The organism is Rhizobium sp. 10PS4 (assembly GCF_032464805.1).
GTDB classification, from domain to species: domain Bacteria; phylum Pseudomonadota; class Alphaproteobacteria; order Rhizobiales; family Rhizobiaceae; genus Rhizobium; species Rhizobium laguerreae.
Window position 1 is genome coordinate 270219 of sequence record NZ_JAWDIW010000011.1, and the last position, 21941, is coordinate 292159.

General features: G+C 62.0%; 18 protein-coding genes. 8 read left to right on the forward strand and 10 right to left on the reverse strand.

Going from position 1 to position 21941, the window contains the following annotated elements; all coding sequences use genetic code 11:
• Window positions 1-179 precede the first annotated feature (179 nt).
• From RWJ89_RS22145 to RWJ89_RS22160, 4 genes are all read right to left on the reverse strand, one after another.
• Window positions 180-1739, reverse strand: coding sequence for a gamma-glutamyltransferase family protein (locus tag RWJ89_RS22145; protein ID WP_316031450.1), 1560 nt, complete (start codon window positions 1737-1739; stop codon window positions 180-182).
• 72 nt (window positions 1740-1811) lie between these two features.
• Entirely contained in the window at window positions 1812-3293 is a 1482-nt protein-coding gene (locus RWJ89_RS22150; RefSeq protein ID WP_316031438.1) for an FGGY-family carbohydrate kinase, read from the reverse strand.
• 15 nt (window positions 3294-3308) lie between these two features.
• The gene (locus tag RWJ89_RS22155) at window positions 3309-4109 is read right to left on the reverse strand and encodes a BtpA/SgcQ family protein (protein ID WP_316031439.1); all 801 of its coding nucleotides are present in this window, start codon (window positions 4107-4109) and stop codon (window positions 3309-3311) included.
• A 70-nt stretch (window positions 4110-4179) separates the two neighbouring features.
• On the reverse strand, window positions 4180-5031 hold the full coding sequence (locus tag RWJ89_RS22160; RefSeq protein ID WP_316031440.1) for a DeoR/GlpR family DNA-binding transcription regulator: 852 nt from the start codon (window positions 5029-5031) through the stop codon (window positions 4180-4182).
• Between the two features lie 164 nt (window positions 5032-5195).
• Between RWJ89_RS22160 and RWJ89_RS22165 the strand changes: the two genes are divergently transcribed.
• Window positions 5196-5981 carry an SDR family NAD(P)-dependent oxidoreductase gene (locus RWJ89_RS22165; protein WP_316031441.1) on the forward strand — a complete coding sequence of 262 codons (786 nt, stop codon included), beginning with the start codon at window positions 5196-5198 and terminating at the stop codon, window positions 5979-5981.
• 46 nt (window positions 5982-6027) lie between these two features.
• Window positions 6028-7176 carry an ABC transporter ATP-binding protein gene (locus RWJ89_RS22170; protein ID WP_131665750.1) on the forward strand — a complete coding sequence of 383 codons (1149 nt, stop codon included), beginning with the start codon at window positions 6028-6030 and terminating at the stop codon, window positions 7174-7176.
• A gap of 13 nt (window positions 7177-7189) precedes the next feature.
• Here RWJ89_RS22170 and RWJ89_RS22175 read toward each other — a convergent pair whose 3' ends face one another.
• From RWJ89_RS22175 to RWJ89_RS22185, 3 genes are all read right to left on the reverse strand, one after another.
• Window positions 7190-8008 carry a carbohydrate ABC transporter permease gene (locus tag RWJ89_RS22175; RefSeq protein ID WP_316031442.1) on the reverse strand — a complete coding sequence of 273 codons (819 nt, stop codon included), beginning with the start codon at window positions 8006-8008 and terminating at the stop codon, window positions 7190-7192.
• Window positions 8005-8946 carry a carbohydrate ABC transporter permease gene (locus RWJ89_RS22180; RefSeq protein WP_026264731.1) on the reverse strand — a complete coding sequence of 314 codons (942 nt, stop codon included), beginning with the start codon at window positions 8944-8946 and terminating at the stop codon, window positions 8005-8007. Before RWJ89_RS22180 ends, RWJ89_RS22175 begins: the two co-directional genes overlap by 4 nt.
• A gap of 151 nt (window positions 8947-9097) precedes the next feature.
• Window positions 9098-10384: an ABC transporter substrate-binding protein gene (locus RWJ89_RS22185; protein ID WP_316031443.1), complete on the reverse strand. Its 1287-nt coding sequence runs from the start codon at window positions 10382-10384 to the stop codon at window positions 9098-9100.
• Window positions 10385-10601: 217 nt separating this feature from the next.
• Between RWJ89_RS22185 and RWJ89_RS22190 the strand changes: the two genes are divergently transcribed.
• The 6 genes from RWJ89_RS22190 (at window position 10602) to RWJ89_RS22215 (ending at window position 17904) form a co-directional block, all read left to right on the forward strand.
• On the forward strand, window positions 10602-12053 hold the full coding sequence (locus RWJ89_RS22190) for an NAD(P)/FAD-dependent oxidoreductase (RefSeq protein ID WP_316031444.1): 1452 nt from the start codon (window positions 10602-10604) through the stop codon (window positions 12051-12053).
• Window positions 12050-13087: a questin oxidase family protein gene (locus tag RWJ89_RS22195; protein WP_316031445.1), complete on the forward strand. Its 1038-nt coding sequence runs from the start codon at window positions 12050-12052 to the stop codon at window positions 13085-13087. Before RWJ89_RS22190 ends, RWJ89_RS22195 begins: the two co-directional genes overlap by 4 nt.
• An 18-nt stretch (window positions 13088-13105) precedes the next feature.
• A complete protein-coding gene (locus tag RWJ89_RS22200; RefSeq protein WP_222062034.1) occupies window positions 13106-14302 on the forward strand; it encodes an amidohydrolase in 1197 nt (398 codons plus the stop codon).
• A 36-nt stretch (window positions 14303-14338) separates the two neighbouring features.
• Window positions 14339-15688, forward strand: a complete 1350-nt coding sequence (locus tag RWJ89_RS22205; protein WP_222062031.1) for an 8-oxoguanine deaminase — start codon at window positions 14339-14341, stop codon at window positions 15686-15688.
• A 9-nt stretch (window positions 15689-15697) separates the two neighbouring features.
• Entirely contained in the window at window positions 15698-16930 is a 1233-nt protein-coding gene (locus RWJ89_RS22210; RefSeq protein WP_316031446.1) for an amidohydrolase family protein, read from the forward strand.
• A gap of 92 nt (window positions 16931-17022) precedes the next feature.
• On the forward strand, window positions 17023-17904 hold the full coding sequence (locus RWJ89_RS22215; RefSeq protein ID WP_131665759.1) for an alpha/beta hydrolase: 882 nt from the start codon (window positions 17023-17025) through the stop codon (window positions 17902-17904).
• Between the two features lie 73 nt (window positions 17905-17977).
• Here RWJ89_RS22215 and fhuB read toward each other — a convergent pair whose 3' ends face one another.
• From fhuB to RWJ89_RS22230, 3 genes are read right to left on the reverse strand one after another with little or no spacing between them, the layout of a single operon-like run.
• Window positions 17978-19948 (reverse strand): Fe(3+)-hydroxamate ABC transporter permease FhuB, encoded by a 1971-nt coding sequence (fhuB, locus tag RWJ89_RS22220; protein ID WP_316031451.1) that lies wholly within the window; start codon window positions 19946-19948, stop codon window positions 17978-17980.
• Window positions 19948-20826, reverse strand: coding sequence for an iron-siderophore ABC transporter substrate-binding protein (locus RWJ89_RS22225; RefSeq protein WP_222011515.1), 879 nt, complete (start codon window positions 20824-20826; stop codon window positions 19948-19950). Before RWJ89_RS22225 ends, fhuB begins: the two co-directional genes overlap by 1 nt.
• 13 nt (window positions 20827-20839) lie before the next feature.
• Window positions 20840-21634: an ABC transporter ATP-binding protein gene (locus RWJ89_RS22230; RefSeq protein ID WP_168282581.1), complete on the reverse strand. Its 795-nt coding sequence runs from the start codon at window positions 21632-21634 to the stop codon at window positions 20840-20842.
• Between the last annotated feature and the right edge of the window lie 307 nt (window positions 21635-21941).

Below are 21941 nucleotides of genomic sequence, written 5' to 3' on the forward strand. Positions count from 1 at the left end.
ACTGGAATCCTCGGCGACTTTCGAATCCATAGCGGAATGATACCCAGTGCGGAGAACGTCGCCGATCTGCTGGGAGCACGATGCTCGGGAACTGTCATCAGCGGTCCGTCTGATCAATTATTAGCTTTTTCCCGCTTCCTTGCGTTTGAACGCGTCTCGCCGACGCATAACCCCATAACTCATGCCGCCGGAGGAGACCCGATCGCCAATCCGTCGCCACGTGGATCATGCGCGCCGGTCGCCATGCCGTCCTCGTCGATAACGATCACACCTGCCTGCCCTGCAAGCGGGCTCTGCGCCTCGATCGGTGACAGTGCGTGGCCTCGTGCGGCCAGTTCGGCAAACACCGCTTCGCCGGCATCGCTTTCCAGCTTGAGGCTGTCACGGCTGTCGGAAAAGGTCTTGCCGAGAAGAAAGCGTGGACCGGCCAGCGCGGCTGCCGGTTCCTCGTCGAAGTCGATCAATCGGGTCAGCAGCATTGCCAGCGTCTGCGGCTGGCCGTCGGCGCCCTGCGTGCCGTAGAGCAGGGCGGGCTTGCCGTTGCGCAGGCCGAGGCCGGGATTCAGAGTATAGAAAGGCCGTTTGCCGGGTGCGATGGCATTGACATGCTTGGGATCGGACGAAAAGGCCGCCCCACGGTTCTGCCAGAGAATACCCGTATCGCCGATCACCACGCCGCTGCCCCAGTCGAAATACGTGCTCTGCAAGACGCTGACGCTGCCGCCCTCTGCGTCGGTTGCGGCAAAGAACACGGTGTCGCCGCTGCGAAAGGGCGCCGGCCATTCGAGTGCCCGCGCGGGATCGATGGAGGCTGCCGCCTGTGCAAGATGCTGCGCGCTCAGCCATTCCTCCACCGGCTGCGGCACGACATCAGGATCGGCAATGTCGCCGCGGTCTAGGAAAGCGCGTTTGACGGCTTCGACGCAGAGATGGAGATGATCGGCGCTGCCGGCCTTTTGGGCGGCAAGATTGAAATGGGCGAGAATGCCCATGATCGCCAGCGTCGACAGACCCTGTGTCGGCGGCGGCGGCGCAAGCAGCTCGAAGCCGCGATACGAGAGACTGACGGGTGCCACTTCGCGCGTCCGGGTTGCCTTGAGATCGTCGGCAGTCAGCGGAGAACCCGCCGCCTGCAGGCCCGCCGCAATCCTCGTGCCGAGCGCGCCCTCGTAGAATGAACGCGGCCCATCACGGGCAATCAGCGAAAGCGACAGCGCCAAATTCTCCTGTCGAAACAGACTGCCCGTTTCCGGCGCCGCGCCATCCCGCATGAAGAGTGCGGCAAAACCCGGCCAGCCGGCTGCCTCCGCCTGCCGGAAGGCAAGCCAGAAGCTCTGCGAGCGTGTAACAGGAAAGCCCTCTTCGGCATGGCGGATCGCATTGGCCAGCAAGACGGAAAAATCGATCTTTCCGCCCCAGTGCCGCGCGGAATAGTCATGCGCGTGCCGCCACGCATCGACGGCGCAGGCCGAGGTCAGCGCCGAAAGCGGCCCGCGCAACGGAATGCTGCCGCCGAAATCCGGCAATTTCCGCGCCGCCTGGCCGATGCCAAGAAAACATGTTTTCCGCCCGCTGCGATCAGCAACGATCCAGACGGAATCGCCGCCAAGACCGCAGAAATGCGGGTAGACGACGGCAATGGTGCTGCCGATGGCGATCGCAGCTTCCAGCGCATTGCCGCCGGCTCGCAGGATCGCCGCGCCTGCCTCGCTCGCCAGCGCATGCGGGCTTGTTATCATGCCGCCGCGCCCGGCTGCCTGTCTCGTGGAATCCCGTTCTGTCGGTGTCGTCACGCTCAAATCTCGCTGGATCTATGGTCTGTAAAGCGCGCGATAGGTCCGATAACCCCGATCATAAACCGCTGCATTGTCGGGATCGGGGGCGATTCTGTCACCTTGGCCGACAAAGGCGGTCACACCGGACCAATCCTTGGTCAAGCCCGCACCGATCGCCGCGGCCCAGGCGACACCGAGGCAGGAGCCGGGATGGCCGGTGAGACCCTGCAGTGGCTGCTGCAGCACGTCGGAAACGATCTGCATCCAGATACGGCTCTGCGAACCCCCGTCGGAAACGATGAAACGCGTCGTCGGATGGCCGATGTCGTTCAGCACGTCGATATGATGGCGCAGCGCATAGGCGTAGGCTTCCAGCATCGCCCGCCAGAGATGGCCGATATGATGCGACAGAGTCAGCCCGTCAATCAGGCCGCGCGCACCGGCATCATGGATCGGCGTCTTCTCGCCGAGGAAGTAAGGCAGGATCGTCAGCCCGTCCGCGCCGGGCGCGCATGCCGCCGCCAGCCGATCGAGATAGTGGTGCACGGATATTCCCTCCGCCTTTGCCGCGATCTGCTCGCGTCCGGCGAAGGTACTGATGAACCAGTTGAGCCCCGAGCCGCCGGTCGACATGCAGCCGTTCGGCATGTAAAGCCCCGGAACCAGATGATAATCGAGAAACATGCGCGGATCGGGCCGCACGACATCTGTTGCCGTCAGGATGTCGACGGCACCCCCGAATTTCAGCAGCACGTCGCCCGCCTTGTTGATCCCTGCACCGAAGGCCGAGGCGATCATGTCGGCCGCCCCGCCGATAACAGGCGTTCCGGGTGCGAGCCCCGTCGTCTTGGCCGCCTCGTTGGTCAGATGGCCAAGCACCTCATGCGAAGCGGCCTTCCTCGGAATGGCGTCCCGGCGCACTCTGGCAAGCCCGATCAGTTCGTCGTCGAGCCTGTCGGTATTGATATCGACGAAGCCAGCTTCCAGCGCCCAGTTCTGCTCGATGGCCTTTTCGCCGGTCAGCTTCCAGTTTATGAAATCATAGGACCCCATGACCGTGGCAATGCGCTCGAAAACAGTAGGCTCATGCCGGGCGATCCAGCGCAGCTTCGCCGTCACCAGCTGCTGGTTGATGCCGTTTCCCGCCTTCGTGAGAAAATCCGCCTCATTCCACTCGGCCCTAAGTTCCTCGACCTCCTCACCACAACGCCCGTCGCTCTGCTGGATGCTCGGCCTCAGCACGTAGCCGGCGTCATCGAGCAACACGACGGTCGGCAGCATGCCGGTTACACCGACGGCCGAGATTTGCCCGGGCTCGATCCCGGTCGTTGCAATCAGTTCCCTGGTGATCTCACAGACATTCGCCCACCATTCCGCCGGGTCTTCCTCGGCCCAGCTATGCTGCGGCGAATGAAGCGTCGATGGTCGTGAAGTGAGGCCGAGCACGCGGTTCGGCAGCTCGATCAAGATGCCGATGGTGGAGGTGGTGCCGATATCGAGGCCGAGCGTGATGGACATGGCAATTCCTCTCGTTCAGCGCAGCGCCTCGACGATCTCCATGAAGCGCTTTACCCGGTCGCCGTCGACCGGGTTCCAGGTATTACCGTCCACCTTGAAATGCGTACCGATGATGACGCCGCTGGCAACGCTCAATATGTCGCGCACATTGTCCTTGTTGACGCCGGTATTGGCAAAGACAGGGACATCCCTGACCGTCTCGCAGACACGCCTGAGGTCCGATTGATCGACCGCCTGTCCGGTCAGCGGTCCCGACACCAGGATGGCATCGGCGAGCGACGAGAACACGGCGCTTTTCGCCCTGAGTTCAATCGATCGCTGGTCCAGCGAATGGGCAAATTCCGCGTTGATGTTGAAGAGCATCTTCATCTCGTCGCGGCCGAGGCTATGTCGCAGCCGTGCCGCCTTGGCGCAATCCGGCTGCCAGATGCCCATGTCGGAAGCGAAGACGCCGGTGAAGATCTCGCGAACGAAGCTCGCGCCCGTCACTGCGCCGATCGCAACGCTTGCCGAGGGATCCCAGAGATAGTTGACGCCGAACGGCACGGTCAATTGCGGTTTCACCCGCTCGACGATCGCGGTCATCGCCGCCAGCCCTTCCGGCGGCGCCTGGAAGACGTAAGGCCGGTCGTTCTCATTGCCGAACATGATGGCGTCGACGCCGCCCGCCTGCAGCTTCTCGATGTCGGAAAGCACGTCGTCGACGAGCTTGTTCACACCGGTGGCGGCGTCATAGGCGGGCGAGCCGGGCAGGGCTCCGATATGCGCCATCGCGATGACCGCCTTCTTCTTGACGCCAAAAAAGTCGAAGACCATGCGGGAACTCCCTGAAGCGAAATCGAGTGGAACAGTCATCCGCCGGGGGACGGATGCGGGAACGGGCAAATCAAAGCAGCGGCTGCTCCTCGGGCGCGATGCGCACATCGACCCCAGCGGCGGCGAGCGCATCGGCAAGATCGGCCGGCGGCATGGCATCGGTGATCAGCATGTCGAATTGCTGCAGCGGCGCGATATGCACCAGCGACATACGCTTGAACTTGGTGGAATCGCAAAGCACCACCTTCTGCGTGGCGCGGCGCAGATAGACCCGCTTCATGTCGGTGTCCTCGAAGGAATAGTCGTAAATTCCCTGCGCCGTAATCCCGGACACGCCGACGAAGGCGATGTCGAACCAGAGTTCCTCGAATTGCGAAACGGCCGATTGGCTGCTAATCGCCATTTCCTCGCCACGCATGCGCCCGCCAGGCAGGTAGACCTCGCCAAAGCCGGTGCCGAGTTGCATGGCGTTGCGCACGCCGTTGGTGAAGATCTTCGTATGCGGCTGGTTGAGCAGCAGGCCGGACAGCAGATAGGTCGTGGTGCCGACGTCGAGTGCCAGGGTGCGTGCTCCGGCGGCAACGCCTGCCGCCGCCATCGCGATGGTCCGCTTGGCGGCGGCATTGCGCGTCAGCCGGGATTCGAAAGTCGGCTCCTCGCGCTCGACAGCCTCGTTGGCGATCGGCTCGAAGGCCTTGCCGCTGCGCACCGCGCCGCCATGGGTGCGCACCAGCCTGCCATCCTTTTCGAGTTCGATCAGGTCGCGGCGGACGGTCATTTCGGAAACGGCAAGCTGGGAGGCGACATCGCTGACGGAGACCGCGCCTTTGCGGGCCAGCGTCTCCAGGATGCGCGCATGCCGCACCTGCGCCAGAACCTTCGGTTTTTCCGCTGCGGCGACCATCTGCTGTTCCGCGTCCATGATACCGTTCTCATCCTCCCGCCGTCGCAACTCGTGGCTACGATTGTCTGATTGTTGCTCCCTATGTATCGAATGACTCGAACAAATTCAAACATAAATTTTTCTTGTTGTGTATGATTTTGTTGTTATATGATCGGTGATGTTTCCAGTCGATGAGGGCGAACATGCAGTCTCCGAGCTTTCCAGAACTATCCGGCAAGCGTGCGATCGTAACGGGCGGAGCGACTGGGATAGGGCGTGCGATCGCGACCGCGCTCTCCCGCCAGTCGATGCAGGTGGCGATCTGCGACATCAACCTGGCGGCCGCCGAACAGACGGCGGCCGAGATCGGCAACGGCGCCACTGCCTATGCGATCGACGTTCGCAAGCGCACCTCCGTCGAGGCGACCTTTTCCGAGGTGGTCGAGAGGACGGGCGGTTACGAGATCCTCTGCGCCAATGCTGGTGTCTCCACGATGCAGCATGCGCTGGAACTGACCGACGAGGAGTGGGACTATAATTTCGACGTCAACATTCGCGGCATCTTCCTGAGCAACCAGATTGCTGCTCGCCATTTCACGAGCACCGGTACCGGCGTCATCGTCAACACCGCCTCGCTTGCCGCAAAGATCGGCGCACCGTTGCTGGCTCATTATTCCGCCAGCAAGTTTGCCGTGCTCGGCTGGACGCAGGCGCTCGCCCGCGAGCTCGCTGCTTCAGGCATTCGCGTCAACGCCGTCTGCCCCGGTTTCGTCAAGACCGGCATGCAGGAGCGCGAGATCGCCTGGGAGGCGAGCCTGCGCGGCGTCACGCCCGAACGCGTCGTTGCGGATTATATCGCCCAGACGCCGCTCGGCCGGCTGGAAACGCCTGAAGACGTGGCCGATGTCGTCGTTTTCCTCTGCTCGAATTCGGCCCGCTTCATGACCGGGCAGGGCGTCAACGTCACCGGCGGCGTCTACACGACCTGACCCGTCCAGGACCTGCAACAGGTCTCCCGTTCAGCAAGGAAAGAGCATGGCTGAAATCGTCTTCGACCAGATCAGCAAGAGCTATGGCGATGGCTATGCGGCGATCCGCAACCTCGACATGACCATCCGCGACGGCGAATTCCTGGTTCTCGTCGGCCCCTCCGGCTGCGGCAAGTCGACGGCGTTGCGTATGATCGCCGGCCTCGAGGAGATCACCGATGGCCGCCTGACGATCAACGGCGCCATCGTCAACGACCTTGCCCCGCGCGATCGCGATATTGCCATGGTCTTCCAGTCCTACGCGCTTTACCCGCATCTGACGGTGGCCGAGAATATCGGCTTCGGCCTTCGCGTCCGCGGCCTCGACAAGGCCGACATCGCCCGCAAGGTGCAGGAGACGGCAAAGCTCCTGGAGCTCGAGGACTATCTCGCCCGCAAGCCCGCCCAACTCTCCGGCGGCCAGCGCCAGCGCGTCGCCATGGGCCGGGCGCTCGCCCGCAGCCCTCAGGCCTTCCTGATGGACGAGCCGCTTTCCAACCTCGATGCTCGCCTGCGCGGCCAGATGCGTGCCGAAATCGCCCGCATGCAGAAGATGTCGGGCATTACCACGGTCTATGTCACCCACGATCAGGTCGAAGCCATGACCATGGGCGATCGCGTCGCCGTCATGAAAAGCGGCGTCCTGCAGCAGCTCGGCACGCCGCGCAGCCTCTATGATCAGCCGGCCAATCTGTTCGTCGCGAGCTTCATGGGCTCGCCGGCGATGAACCTGCTGGCGGCCGATCTCTTCGCGACGGAGAACGGCCCAGAGGCCCGCTTCGGCCAGGCCTCCATCCTTTTCTCGGGCGAGGTGCTCGCCGAGCGGCCGCGCATCGCCGCCGCCGCCGGGCGTGCCGTTGTGCTCGGCATCCGACCGGAAGCATTCCAGCCGGTCGATGCAGGCGGTCTCACTGGAACCGTTGCCTTCGTCGAGGATCTCGGCGCCAACCTGCTCGTCCACGTCGATGTCGAAGCTGCCGACCGGTTGAAGTCGCTCTCGGCCGAAGAGGACGATGTGACGCTGTCCGCCCCGCGCCTGCGCGTCATCATTGACGCTACCCGCCGCGTCAAGATCGGCGAGCGCCTGTCGCTTGCCGCCGACCCCGCCCGCGTCCACGTCTTCGATGCCGCGACCGAAGCGGCGATCGGCGCTTGAGCGCATCGTCTCTTTAGTGAATGCCTTTTGTCAGGCCCTGCACGAAATAACGGTTGAGGAAAAGCACGATCAACACGATCGGGATCGTCGAAAAATGCGCCAGTGCGCCGAGCGTGCCCCAGGTGATGTCCTTCGTGCCATAAGCTGAAAGCAGCGCCACTGAGATCGGCTTGGAATCGAGCCGGGTGAGGAACATCGGATAAAGGAAGTCGTTCCAGGAAAACATAAGGCAGAACAGTGTGGAGGCGACGACCCCTGAGCGCACCGCCGGCAGCGCCACGCGCCAGAAGGAGCCGAACAGCGTGCAGCCATCCGTTAGTGCCGCCTCTTCCAGCTCCTTCGGCAGGCTGCGGAAATAGGAAAACATCATCCAGGTGACGAAGGCCGAATTCAGCATCGCGTTGATGAGCACGACGGAGACCCAACTGCCAAGCAGCCCGATATCGCGCATCATCAGATAGAAGGGGATCAGCGCCGCCACCGCCGGCACCATGCGGATCGCCATGAAGAAATAGGCAACGGCAATGGCATAGCGGCTGGTCGAGCGTGCCAGCGCATAGCCTGCCGGCACGCCGAGAAGCAGCGACAGGATCACCGAACCGCCGGCGATCAGCAGGCTTGACGATACGAGGCTCCAGACGTCGAACAGGCGGAAGACCGTCGCGAACTGCTCGAGGGTCGGTGTAAAAGTCAGTTTTGGTGGGATCGAGAAGATGTCGCGCGACGGCTTGTAGGCGGTCGATGCCAGCCACAGGAAGGGCAGCAGGAAAAAGCCGAGCATGACAAGGATGAAGGCGCGCTCGCCGATGCGGCTCAAGGTGCGTGTGCTCATCGCCCGTTCGCCTTTCTGTCCGCCTTGCGGATCAACAGGATGAAGCCTGCCGCGATTACGGCGATGCAGATCAGTGTCAGGTTGGAGATCGCCGAGGCGCGGCCGATATTGAAGAATTCCAGACCCTGCTTCACCGCATGCAGCATCAGCGTGTTGGTCGCGTTGCCCGGCCCGCCGCCCGTCGTCACATAAACGCTGTCGAAGATGCGGAAAGCATCGATGGTGCGCAGCGTCAGCGCCAGCAGGATCGAAGGCAACATCAGCGGAATGACGATGATTCTCAGCCGCTGCAGCGCCGTTGCCCCATCCACTTCCGATGCCTCGAGAATATCACCCGGCAGCGCTTTCAGGCCGGCAAGCAGGATTAGCGCCACCAGCGGCGTCCATTCCCATATGTCCACGAAAATAAGGGTCGCCAGAGCCGAACTCGGATTGGCAAAAAGCCCACGCGGATCGGAAAGCCCGAACTCGGCGAGGTAATAGCCGATGAGCCCGTAATCGGCGAGCAGCAGCGCCCGGAAGATCAGTCCGACCACCAGCGGTGTGATCGTCACCGGTATCAGGATCAGCGCCAGGCAGATCCGGTTAAAGCGGTCATCGCGCCAGAGCGCCAGCGCAATGGCAAAGCCGAGCAGCAGTTCGACAGTCACAGCGCCGACCGTGAAGATGACGGTATTGACGAAGGCCCCGCGCGTCACCGGGTCGGAGAGAAGGTCGATATAGTTGCCGAGGCCGACGAAATGCGTGCGTGCAGGCTTCAGCAAATTATATTCGTAAAGGCTGAACCAGATGCCCTGCGCCAGCGGCCAGACGCCGATGACGAGTACGTAGATGACGGCCGGCAGTGTCATCAGGATGAAGAACAGCCGCCTGCGCTCCAGATAGGAAACGCTCAAGGCCGGGGAGGGCTTCAGCGCGGAAGTGAGGGATAGGGTCACGTCATGTCCATCGGGTTCCTGGTTCGATGCGCGTCCCGGGGATCGAGCCCGGGGCTCACTCGATCATGAAGCCCGAGGCGCATCGGATCAATGGTCTCGAAATGACAGGGCCGCGACATAGGCCGCGGCCCCGGGGAGAACCGTTTTGTTCCTAGAAGAGCTTTGCAGCGGCTTCCTGAGCGGCGTCGAGCGCCTCCTTAGGATCGGCATTGCCGACCAGCACGTCGTTGACGGCGGTGCCGAGCAGGTCTTGAATCTCTGGATATTGCGGGATGCGCGGACGATATTCGCCATCGCCATGCTCGAAGGTTTCGGCGATGACGGGCAGGAAGGGGAACTTCTTCAGCAGATCGGGATCGCTCATCTCGCTCTTGCGCAAGAAGCTGCCGGCGCCCATCATGTTGAATTCCTTGTGCACCGGCGGACTGACCAGCCACTTGATGAAGGCCCAGGCGGCTTCCTTCTGCGTGTCCTTGATGCCGGCGTTGATCGCCATGCCCCAGCCGCCAATCCCATAGACCTTCGGCAGACCGGCGCCGCGGGGCGCCGTCGTGATCGCCACCTTGTCGACGATCTTGGAAATCGACGGATCATAATAGCCGGGCGCGCCGACCGACCATGTTTGCATGGTCGCGGCAATGCCCTGGCGGAAGCTTTCCTCGCGTCCGCCCCAGTCATAATTGACGGCGCCGGGAGGTGCCGCTTTCATGAAGAGGTCCTTATAGACGATCAGGCTCTTGATATTGGCTTCGGAATTCAGCGCCGGCTTGCCGTCGGAGCCGAGGATCGAACCGCCCATCTCGGTATTGTACTGCATCCAATCCTGGGCGACCGCAGGGCCCTTCTGGCCGTTGGCGACGAAGCCGTAGATCTTCTTGCTGGGGTCGGTCAGTTTGTAGGCGGCCTCGACCATTTCCTCCATCGTCGTCGGCGCCTTCAGGCCGGCGGCGTCGAAGAGATCCTTGCGATAGGCAAGCACGTTTGCATAACCCGCAAAGGGAAAGGCGACCTGCTTGTCTCCCCAGTGGCCAAGCGCGTTGAGAAGCGTCGGATAGATGTCGTCGAGCTTCAGTTCGGCGGCGTCGCGCTGCATCCACTCGGTGAGATCGACGGTGTATTTATTTTCGGCATATTGGCCGGCCCAGACGATATCCATCGTCACCAGGTCGTAGCCGCCGGTGCCGCCGACGAAATCGGTCGTGGTCTTGGTCAGTAGCGAGCCGTAATCGAGAATGTCGACCTTGACGTTGGCGCCCGTCTCCTCGGTGAACTTAGGGGCGATGGCAGCCAGAACAGCGGCGAACTGGTCATTCTGCGAGGCAAGCGTGAGCGTGATGCCCTCATATTTCTTGTCGGCGCCGATGGCGGAGCCCACAAATGCGACCGAGACGAGGCCCGCGATCGCCAATTTCCGTGTGAGACTGTTGAGCGATTTCATGTTTGCTCCCCTTTTTGATTGGCTCGAGGCACTATACATCAAACAAAATCGCACTCAAGCGCACTTGACAAAAAAGCACAAACATTAAAAATCACAAATTAGAACATATTCGCGCATAAATGTCCATATTTTGTGCGCGTTGCATAAAAAATAGCAGGAAGTTGATCATTCCCTGCGCGTCTATACTGTCCTGTCCAACGCGGCGAGCTGCACATTCATGAAGACCACACCGGATGAGCGCCTGAGAGAGTTGGAACGCCGCGCCCATGATGAAATGGCGCGCATTGAGGCGCTCTGTGCCGGCTGGCCGACGCTTGGCGATGAAGACCGCAACGACCTGCATTCCGTTATGATCTGCGGCGCTGGCCTCTCCGGCCTGTCGATCGCCTTCGCCTTGAAGCGGCGCGGTATCAGGTCCGTTCATGTGATCGATCAGAGCGAGGAGGGCCGCGAAGGCCCCTGGATCACCTGCGCCCGCATGCAGACCCTGCGTTCGCCGAAATATCTCTCAGGCCCGGATCTCGGCATCCCTAGCTTGACGCTGCGTTCCTGGTACGAGGCGCTGAATGGCGCCGACGCCTGGGAAGCGCTCGACAAGATCGGCCGCGAGGACTGGATGGCCTATCTCATCTGGTTTCGAAGGACCGTCGGCATCGACGTCGAAAACGACACGACGCTTTCCTCGATCAATCAGGCGGAAGGCGGACTTGCTCTCACGCTGTCAAAGGGTGACGGCACCAGCCGCACGGTCACCTGCCGCCAGCTGGTGATGGCGACCGGCATCGACGGCTGCGGCGGCCCGCGCATACCTACAATGGTCAAGGCGCTGCCGAAATCCACCTGGACGCACAGCAATGAGCCGATACCGATCGATTTCCTCAAGGGCAGGGATGTCGCGATCCTTGGCGGCGGCACGTCGAGCTTCGACTGGGCGGTGGCAGCGCTCGAAACCGGCGCCCGAGAGGTGACGATGTTTGCGCGAAGCACCGATATGCCGCGCACCGAGGTTCTCGCCTGGACAAATTTCCCCGGCTTTCTCGGCCATTTCGCCGACCTGCCGGATCTGGAGCGCTGGCGGTTCGCCCACCTCTACTTCAATTTCAAGGTGCCGCCGACCCAGGAGCAATATGACCGGGCTCGCCGCCACCCCGGTTTCACCATGCAGCTCGGCTGTGGCGTCCGCCAACTCTCGATGGACGGCGGCAGGATCAGGCTGGCGACCGCAAATGGTAACCACTATGCCGATCATCTCCTGCTCGGCACCGGTTACGAGATTAATTTCGCGCTCAGGCCCGAGCTTGCCGGCCTCGTCGACGCCGCAGCGTTTTGGAAGGACCGTTTCGAGCCGCCGCAGGGGGAGGAGAACGCCATGCTTGCCGACTATCCCTATCTCGGGCCCGGTTTCGAACTCACGCCCAGATATGCCGAAGCCGGCTGGGTCTCGCGCATCCATATGTTCAATGCCGGAGCGCTAGCGAGCCTTGGCCCGATCAGCAATGGCGTCACCGGTCTCAAATACGGCGTGCCGCGCATCGTCAGCGCCTTGGTGAAAGCGCTGTTCATCGAGAACTCCAACCGGTATCTTGAGGCATTGGCCGCCTATGACGAACCGCATTTCGATCCTGGCATAGACGAGGACGTCACGACATCAAGGGAGGTTTTGGCATGAGACAGGCTGCCGCCGTTCAATTTTCGGGATTGGAGGCCGTCCTTTTGCGGGCACGCGAGGATAGCGTCGAATTTCCCTATTTGTTGGCCAACCACGTTCCGATGGTGCTGATCGCGCTCGATCGCCTCGGCGCCTCGGCGGAGCGGTTGGAACAATGGTACGAGCAGTATCGCGAGAGCCATGCACTTCCGCTGATGCCGCCGCCGGTTGCCCCGATTGTCAGGGCGGCCTGGGCCGAGGCGCTTGGCGATCGTACGCGCGAGGCGGATTACCGTGCCTTCTTCATCGCCGAAACCCGCCGGCTCGGCATCGATGCCGTCATTCGTACCTATTTGCCCGCCATGGTGAACGGCCTTGCCGGCAGCGCCACGCATCCGCTGATGCGCCTTGCCTATGGTGTGCTCAAGAAGGACGACCAGGAGGTTGGCACTGCGCTCGGCTATTGGGCGGCCTGCTATCTGCCGCTGCCATCCGCGACCGGTGCCGCGCCCGATACGCATGATCCGGGGAGGGTGCTTGCCGATGTCGGCAATATTGAAGGCATCCGCGATTATGAGCCAGAAACCGATCTGCTCTGGCATAATATCCGCGCCGTCGCCGCACTTTCGGGCTTCCGTCCCGTTATCGACCGCCTTGCCTTCAATGCCGATACACCGCGCCGTATGGCCGCGACCTCGCTTGCCCTCTTTGCCGGAACCATGGATTTCTCCGCACTCCATTCTGTCACCGGCATGCACTGGCTGCGCCTCGTCTCTCCGCACTTCGAAAATGCCGAGCCTTTCTACCGCGCCTTCTGGCAGGTGATCGCCTCGCTGGTGCCGAAGATCGGTTTTCCAGCACTCCCCACCGCCGAGGCGCTGGAAGAAATGCGTAGACGACAGGCGCCCGCCTGGGCGGAGATCAAACGCGCCGCGGTATCCTCGGACGACGAACACGATGTCAGCCTGGTTTTTTCCGCCCTGCAGGAGGAAGAGGTGTGGAAGGATCCGCTCTATCGCGTCGTCGCGGCGCGCCGGGTCGGGCTGATTGCATAGCGGATGATGGAAGAATTCATGACGCCGAGCCTCGTAGTCGAAAACGCCAGGACAGAAGCCGGCGAGATCGTCTCGCTTATTCTGAACAATGACCGGATCGCCGCGATCGGCCCGAATGCGGCCGCCGGCATCGACCCCGCAGTGCCGCGTTTCGATGCTGCCGGCGGCCTGCTCTGCCTTCCCTTCGTCGATGGCCATATTCATCTCGACAAGACGTTGATCGGCCTGCCCTTCATCCCGCATATCCCGGGCGATACGGTCGCCAAGCGCATCGAGGCGGAAAAATCCCTGCGGCGCACCGTGGCGCTGCCGGTCGAAGCCCGCGGTGGCGCCCTGCTGGAGAAGCTCGCAGCCTACGGCACACTTTCCGTTCGCAGCCATGTCGACATCGATACCGAAGTCGGCCTGAAAGGCCTCGAGGCCGTGCTCTCGCTGAAGCAGAGCCATGGTCATCTCGTCGATATCCAGACCGTTGCCTTCCCGCAATCCGGCGTGCTGCGCAATCCCGGCACGGCCGGGCTGCTCGATGCTGCCATCGCCGCCGGCGCCGATCTCGTCGGCGGCCTCGATCCCGCCGGCATCGACAACGATGTGACCGGCCATCTCGATGCGATCTTTTCCGTCGCCGGCAAATACGGTGTCGGGCTCGATATCCATCTGCATGATGGCGGTGCACTCGGCGCCTTCGAACTTCGCCAGATCGCCGATCGCGCGGCAGCACTCGGCCTCGAAGGCAAGGTGGTCGTCAGCCACGCTTTCTGCCTCGGCGAGTTGGACGATGCCGAATTCGGCCGCACTGCCGCCGCACTCGCCAGATCGGGCGTGGCGATCATGACCAGTGCGCCAGGAGCCGTGCCGATGCCACCAGTCAAGCGGCTTGCCGCCGCCGGCGTCCGACTCTTCTGCGCCAACGACAATATCCGCGACGCCTGGTCGCCGTTCGGCAATGGCGACATGCTGGAGCGTGTCGGCATCCTCTGCGATCGCCAGGATTTCCGTTCGGATGAGGATCTGGCAGAAGCCTTCCGCCTGGCGACGCAGGCGCCGGCCGAAATCCTCGGCCATCCCGTCGAGGCGCTTCAGGCCGGTTCGCGTGCCGATTTTGTCATCCTGCCTGCCGCGTCGCTGGCAGAGGCCGTCGCTACCCGTCCTCTCGATCGTACCGTCTTTCGCGGCGGCGCTATCATCGCCCGCGGCGGCCGGCTCATCGTCTGATTTTTCCATTAACGCATGGCGCTGGGAGCACCGCAGATGAAGGGCCGACTTTGGATCCAATCGCCACTCGCCATCATGGCTGAGGGCGCCGAGGGCGGCATCGTCATCGAGAATGGTCGCATCGTCGAGCTGGTTGCGGCCGGCCGGCAGCCTTCGACCCCCGTCGATGCACGCTTCGACGCCGGCCGGCATGTCGTCATTCCCGGTCTCGTCAACACCCATCATCATATGTTCCAGACGCTGACGCGCGCCCATCCGGCCGCGATCAACAGGTCGCTCTGGCCATGGATCCGCGCGCTCTATCCGATCTGGGCAAGACACATGACGCCCGAAGCCTTCCGTCTTGCCGTCCGTCTCGCGCTGACCGAGCTCCTCCTCTCCGGCTGCACCACCACCTCCGACCACCACTATCTCTATGCCGCCGGTCTCGAAGACGCGATGGATGTCGAAGCCGAGGAGGCAGCTCGCCTCGGCATGCGCATCACGCTGACGCGGGGCAGTCTCAATATCAAGGACCAGCAAGGCGTGATTTCTCCCGCCAATGTCGTGCAGGATGACGACGTGATCCTCGCCGACAGCGAGCGTGTGCTCCGGCGCTATCATGACCGATCCGAAGGGGCAATGACGCAAGTGGCGCTTGCGCCCTGCGCGCCCTTCGACGTCACGCTGGAACTGATGCGCGAAACGGCGGCGCTGGCGGAACGCTACGATTGCCGTCTTCACACCCATCTGGTCGAGACCAGGGCGGAAGCAGAATTCTGCCGCAGCAAATTCGCCTGCACGCCGGTAGAATATCTCGACCGCTGCAACTGGCTGAGTGCCCGCACTTGGCTCGCCCACGGCATTCATTTCGACGATGCCGAGATCGTCGAACTCGGCCGGCAGGGCGTCGGCATCTGCCATTGCCCGACCTCCAACATGGTGCTTGCATCAGGCATGTGCCGCACCTGCGAGCTGGAAGCCGCAGGAGTGCCAGTCGGCCTCGGCGTCGACGGCTCGGCTTCCAACGACAATTCCAACCTGATGGAAAGCGTGCGCCATGCCCTGATGCTGAACCGCCTGACCTATGGCGCCGAAGCCGTTACCCATCTCGACGCGCTGCGTTGGGGAACCGCTGGCTCGGCAAGGCTGCTCGGCCGCGACGACGTCGGGATCATCGCGCCGGGCCGTGAGGCGGATCTGGCCTTCTACAAGCTCGACGAATTGCGTTTCTCCGGTGTCGGCGATCCGCTGGCAGCCCTCGTGCTCTGCGGCGCCACTACGGCTGATCGCGTCATGATCGCAGGCAAATGGCGCGTCACCGACGGCATGCCGGAGGGTGTCGACATCGAGGCGCTGATTGCCGATCACAACCGCGTCGCCCGCAATTTTCTTCTGTCGGTCTGAGGAGGCCCCATGGCGATCGATTTCGTCATCCGCAATGCCCGTATGGCCGGCTTGACCGAGCCGACCGACATCGCATTCGAGGCAGGCCGCGTCGCGGCAATCGCACCTCGCTTCGTCTGCGACGCGCCGCACCATGATGCCGGAGGGAAATTCGCCTGCGCCGGCCTGATCGAGACCCATATCCACCTCGACAAGGCCGGCATCATCAGCCGCTGCAATCTCTGCACCGGGACACTCGCGGAGGCCGTCAGCGAGACCTCGAGGGCCAAGGCGGTCTTCACCGAGGAAGATGTCTATGCCCGCGCTGCCGCAGTCGTAAAAAAGGCGATCCTCCACGGCACGACCCGCCTGCGCACCTTCGTTGAGATCGACCCGCGCGCCGGCTTCCGCTCCTTCGAGGCGATCAGAAAATTGAAGGCCGACTATGCCAGCCTCATCGACATCGAAATCTGCGCATTCGCGCAGGAAGGTCTGACGAACGATCCCGGCACGGAGGGCATGCTCGAACAGGCGCTGAAGGCGGGTGCCGATCTGGTGGGGGGCTGCCCCTACACCGATCCGGAGCCTGCCGAACACATCCGCCGCATCTTCGACCTGGCCGTGCGCCACGACGTCGCCGTCGATTTCCATCTCGATTTCGACCTCGACCCCGCAGGCTCGAATCTCCCTGTCGTCATCGCCGAGACCGTCGCGCGCCGGTACCAAGGGCGCGTCTCGGTCGGCCATGTCACCAAGCTCTCTGCTTTGCCGCCGCAAGAACTGGAGCCGATCGGCCGCCGTCTCGCCGAGGCCGGCATCGCATTGACCGTCCTGCCGGCCACCGATCTCTTCCTGACCGGTCGGAGTTCGACCCATCTCGTCCCGCGCGGCGTGACGCCCGCTCACCGGTTGGCAGGGCTCGGCGTCGTCACGACCATCTCCACCAACAATGTCCTGAATCCGTTCACGCCCTTCGGCGACGTCAACCTGATGCGCATGGCCAATCTCTACGCCAACGTCGCCCAGATCGGCACCGCCGATGGCTTCGACGGTGTCTTCGCCATGATCACGACGCAGGCTGCCACCCTCCTGGGAAGAAAGGCTTACGGCATTGCGATCGGCAGCGCGGCAGATATCGTCCTGTTGGACGCTCCCTCGGCTGCCGATGCCGTCGCGACAATCGCGCCGGCGAGCGCCGGGTGGAAAAATGGTCGCCGGAGCTTCCTTCGCCCGCGGCCACGGCTTTTCCTGGACCCAGGCTAGGCACCAACCTTAGAAGCTTCGAAACCCACTAATGAACAGCACCCACAGCAATTTCTCTTCCCCTATCCTCCCAACCATCAGAAGACTTTCTCATGACCAATCCTATCAGCGTCTATTCGATGCGCGGAACGTGTTTTTTTGATCTGGCTCCTGCTGCGGGCGGCGAGCCCTATCGCATATTCCTTTCCATTCCGGCGGAGAAACCGCCGGCGGGTGGATGGCCGCTTCTCGTCATGACCGACGGTAACGCCACTTTCCCCTTCGCGGTCGCCAGCTTGGTCACGCAGGCACCTTACCCCACCGGAACGAATGTCGCTTGGGGGGTGATCGCCGCGATCGGCTACCCCTCCGACGAGCCCTATGATCCGCTCCGCCGGTCTTGGGACCTGGGGCCTCCGCCGGTCAAATCCTATCCGCCGTTCGTTGAGGGCGGTCCGCCGGTTGTCATCGGAGGGACCGGCAAACTGCTGGATTTCATCGAGAACGAGCTTATCCCGCGGATTGCGGAGATGGTGATCTTGGATCCGATGCGCCGATCGCTTTTCGGACATTCCTTCGGCGGCCTCTTTACTCTCTATGCCCTGTTCGAGCGCCCCGGTCTGTTTGCCAATTGGATTGCGGCCAGCCCAACCATCTATTGGGAGAACAGCGAAATCCTCAAGAACGAGGCGCAACGGCAAGACGCGCCGGGGAATGCACCTTTCCTGCATTTGTCCGCCGGAGAATACGAAGGCGATGAGCTGGCACCCTTCCAGTACCGGAACGAGGATGCCACTGCACGTCTGGAGAAGAGGAAGATGGAGCGGACCGTCCTCCTGGCGCGGGAAATGGCGGAGCGATTAAACGGCACTGCCGACGGATTGCACTCCGAATTCGAGCTTTATGCCGGTGAGACCCACATGTCCGTTCTTGCGGCGGCCGTGAATCGCGCGGTTAGCATCGCGTTCGCCGTCCAGGGTTTGGCCGACGGGTGACACTTTCCGCAAGCCCACATCGGGCGTTCAGGATTGCATCGTCTTTCGTATTGCCGGCGTCATGGGCGAACCCTCAGCTGACACCGCGCTTGCGCATCATCAGCATCAAGAACGGCGCTCCGATGAGTGCGGAGACAAGGCCGGCCGGGATCTGGTAGGGCGATACGATCGTGCGGCCGACGAAATCAGCCGCGACCATAAGTCCCCCTCCGATCAGCGCGGCACCAACCATTTGCGGCAGCGCGCGTGCCAATCCCGCCTCCCGCGCAAGGTGAGGTCCCATGAGGCCGATGAATGACAATGGGCCAACCGTGAGCGTCGCGGCAGCCGTCAACAATCCTGCGAGGCCAAAAAGCGCAAATCGCGATTTCGCCAATGGTATGCCGACCGCCGCCGAAGGAGAAGGCCCAAGCGGAAGTATGTCGAGCCAGCGGCGGACGGCGAGCGAGACGGCGATTAGCACGACAGCGAGCGCCACCTCCGTTGCGGCGGTCGATCCCTCGATAAGATAGGTGGACCCGCTCATCCACCGCATCAGCAAAACTGCTCTCGGATCTCCCGTCGAGTTCAACACCCCGACGACGGCATCGACCATCGCGCTTAAGGCAATGCCCGCCAGCAGGACTCGTTCAGGCGCGAACGCCGATCGACGGGAGCTGACGAAGATGACAAAAAGAACGCTGATCGCACCGGCCACGGCAAATGCAAATTGCCCGGAAAATCCTGGAGCGACGGCAAACAGGGCAATTGCAACACCGAAGGTTGCACCGGCACTGATTCCCAGAACTTCGGGACTTGCCATTTCGTTTCCGGTCAGCCGCTGAAGGATCGAGCCCGCGACCGCAAGCATGGCGCCCGATGTCAGGGCGGCGAGGATCTTAGGTATCCTGATCGCAAGAACATCGACCGAAAATTCGCCTGATGTAAAAGCCCAGCCGCCATTGACGTCGCGTCCGAGAAAGGCGCTGACCATCAACAGGACGAGCAGGCCGGCGGCCGCGATGATGACCGGTGCGCTTCCATCCCATCGACGTGGCCGTCTGAACGCCGGCGATTGCTGTAGTCTATGACGGATCTTCAGCCGCGGCAGGAGCGCGAGAAGCAACGGCGAACCGAAGATGGCTGTCACCGCCCCCGTCGGCAAGAAATCGCCAAGTCCGCCGGCGACGAGTTGCAGGATGGAGTCGGCGAAGAGCAGCAGCCCGGCGCCGATCAGCGGAGACCAGAGGATGAGCTGCGCGGGACGCCGTGCTCCGGACAATCGCGCAATCGTCGGCGCGACCAGCCCAATGAAACCAATCACCCCAACGGCGCTCGTGACAAATGCAGCAAGCGCGACGGCAAGGGCGACGACAACGAAACGCAGCCGGACCAATCTGACGCCGAGTGCCGTGGAGCTGCTCTCGCCAAGATCGAGCAGCGAAAGCGGTCTCATCACGAAAGCGCAGCCGATGGCAACGACAGCCAACTTCCAAAGAAGCGACAGGGGAATGACCCAGCTTTGCTGCGCTAGCGAGCCGGCGCCCCAGATGAACAGGCTCGAGAGGTAGCGCTGGTTCAAATAGGTCAGGATGGCAGCGAGGCCGCCGCACCAAAGACTGAGAACCAGCCCCGACAGAACAAGCGAATAAGGCGAAAAACCGCGGCGCGCGCCTAGGCTGACGACGATCACAGCAGCGGTCGCACTGCCGATCAGAGCGACAAGATCGCGGCCGGCGCCAAGCAAGTCGGGGAGAAACAGCGATGTTACCACCAGCGCCAGGTTTGCTCCGGCCGACACGCCAAGGGTGGTAGGATCGGCGAGCGGATTTCGCAAAACTTGCTGAAACAGCGCCCCGGACAAGGCAAGAGCGGCTCCGGCAATCAGCGCCGTCGCAAGACGGGGAAGCGTCGAATAGGTGAACACCATTCGCGTGACATCGTAATCCGGTCGAGCCATCTCCGACAGCGCAGGAGCGGCAAGAAACCACGATGCCAGGCCTCCACCGCACATCAGGAGGAGGAAGACAATTGCTGGCCCGATATTGTCGCGGCGGGAAACCATCAAGCTTCCTTCTCCAGAAGATCTGTCAAAAGGCCTGCGAAACGCATGGCCTCGTTCACCATCCCGAACATCAGGGCTGGCGGCAGAATCGACAGATGGCCTGGGCGCGCAAACGAAAGCCTGTTCCACAGCGGGCTCTGAGCGAGTTTCGGAAGAACGTCCGGAGGAATCGGGTCAAAGGCGATCAGACGCGCATCCGGATCGGTGACCTTGGAGAGATCTTCAATCCCGATCGTTTCAAAGCCCCAGTAATTCGACTCTCTGGTCCAGGCGTTCCGGACACCGATGCGCTCGAGCACATTGTGGAACAGTCCCGGACTCGAGTAGATGCGGGCATGGCGGGCATCCATGAAATTCACCAGGGCGACTGGCGGAAGGTTCTTGCCCACCAGGCGACTGCGGCATTGCGCAAAGAAGACGTCGGCTCGCGCCAGGAACTGCTCTGCTTCATTCTCACGGCCAAGCTCAACGGCCAATTTACGCGTCGCCGCGATGGCCGCGGTAAGAATAGGTCCGATGCCCGGCGTAAAGATTTCCAGCCGAACGACTTTCGCCACCGACTGAAGCTTGGGCAACAGCTCATCCAGGTAGGGTGTGGTTAAGATAATGTCGGGCTTCAGCGTGACGAGAATCTCAAAATTGACCTCGAACGAACTGCCGATATCGACGACGGATTTTGGCATCGGCGGCTCGACAACCCATCTGTCCCAATCGGCGAGGTCCGAAATCCCGACCGGAGGCAATCCGAGGGATAAAAGAGTGGACGCAAGGCCGTAGTCGAGGCTGACGATCCTTGGGCCCATCGACTGTGCAAACAGCGGAGCTGGAATGAGCGAGGCCGCCGCGAACTGCAAAAAGGTGCGCCGCGAAACCCCCATTGATCGGCCGGCCTCAGCAAACATAGGCGAGCGGATAGGGCAGGTTGGGCGCGGAGATCACATCCATGTCGATCCCATAGATCTCTTGCAGCGTGTTCGGCGCGAGGATCGCGCTCGGCGTTCCGCTGGCAACCACGCGACCGCGTTTCAATGCATGGATCCGATCGCAGAAGCGAGCGGCCATGTTGATGTCGTGGAGAACGATAACGACACTCCTTCCACCTTCATGCGCCAAGCGTCGCACAAGTGAGAGCACCTCGACCTGATGAGCAACGTCGAGTGCCGCAGTCGGTTCGTCGAGCAACAGGCAGCGAGCATCCTGAGCGATCAGCATCGCAATCCAGGCACGTTGCCGCTCACCGCCCGATAGTGTTCCCATGATACGGTCGGCGAATGTCTCTATATGCGTGGCTCGAAGGGCTTCCTCGACGTTCTCTTCGTCGTTCTTGGTGAACCGGCCGAGCGCTCCGTGCCACGGATAACGACCGCATCCCACAAGCTCGCGGACCGTCATTTCCGATCCGGTGGTGACCTCCTGGGGCAGATATGCGACCGAACGCGCAAAGGCGCGTTCGCTATACATCCTCAGATCCTGGTTTCCGTAAGAGATCGATCCAGTGCTCGGCACAAGCTGGCGAGCCAGCATTTTGAGAAGGCTGGATTTGCCGGACCCGTTGTGGCCGACCAGCGCGACAACTTCTCCTGCCGGAAATTTGAGACTGACGCCGCAGAGAATTTCGTTCCGCTCTATCAAAAGACCTATATTTTCGGCGACAAAAGTTTCAGCCGTTCGAGGCGGATCTTGCATCGGGAGTATAGCCACGTGACATCCTTTAACCGGGTGATAGGTCGGTACTAAAGATGAGAGCGGCAATCAACTATTTTCGTTAACCCTCCGCCTAGCTCCTCGTCATCCTCGTGCAGGCGGCCGGTCTTTCGGCCAGTAACGCCGGCTTCTGTGCCTCCTGCGTTATAGCGGCTGAGGGAACCAAGAAAGTCTTGAATCCTCTCATGCGTGTATCTTTCTGAAGAAATGTTTGAGATCGTTATTTAGCAGTAGTTCGCGGATTTCTTGCGACGAGACGGTCGAAGGTTAAGCAATCAAAGATTGTGTA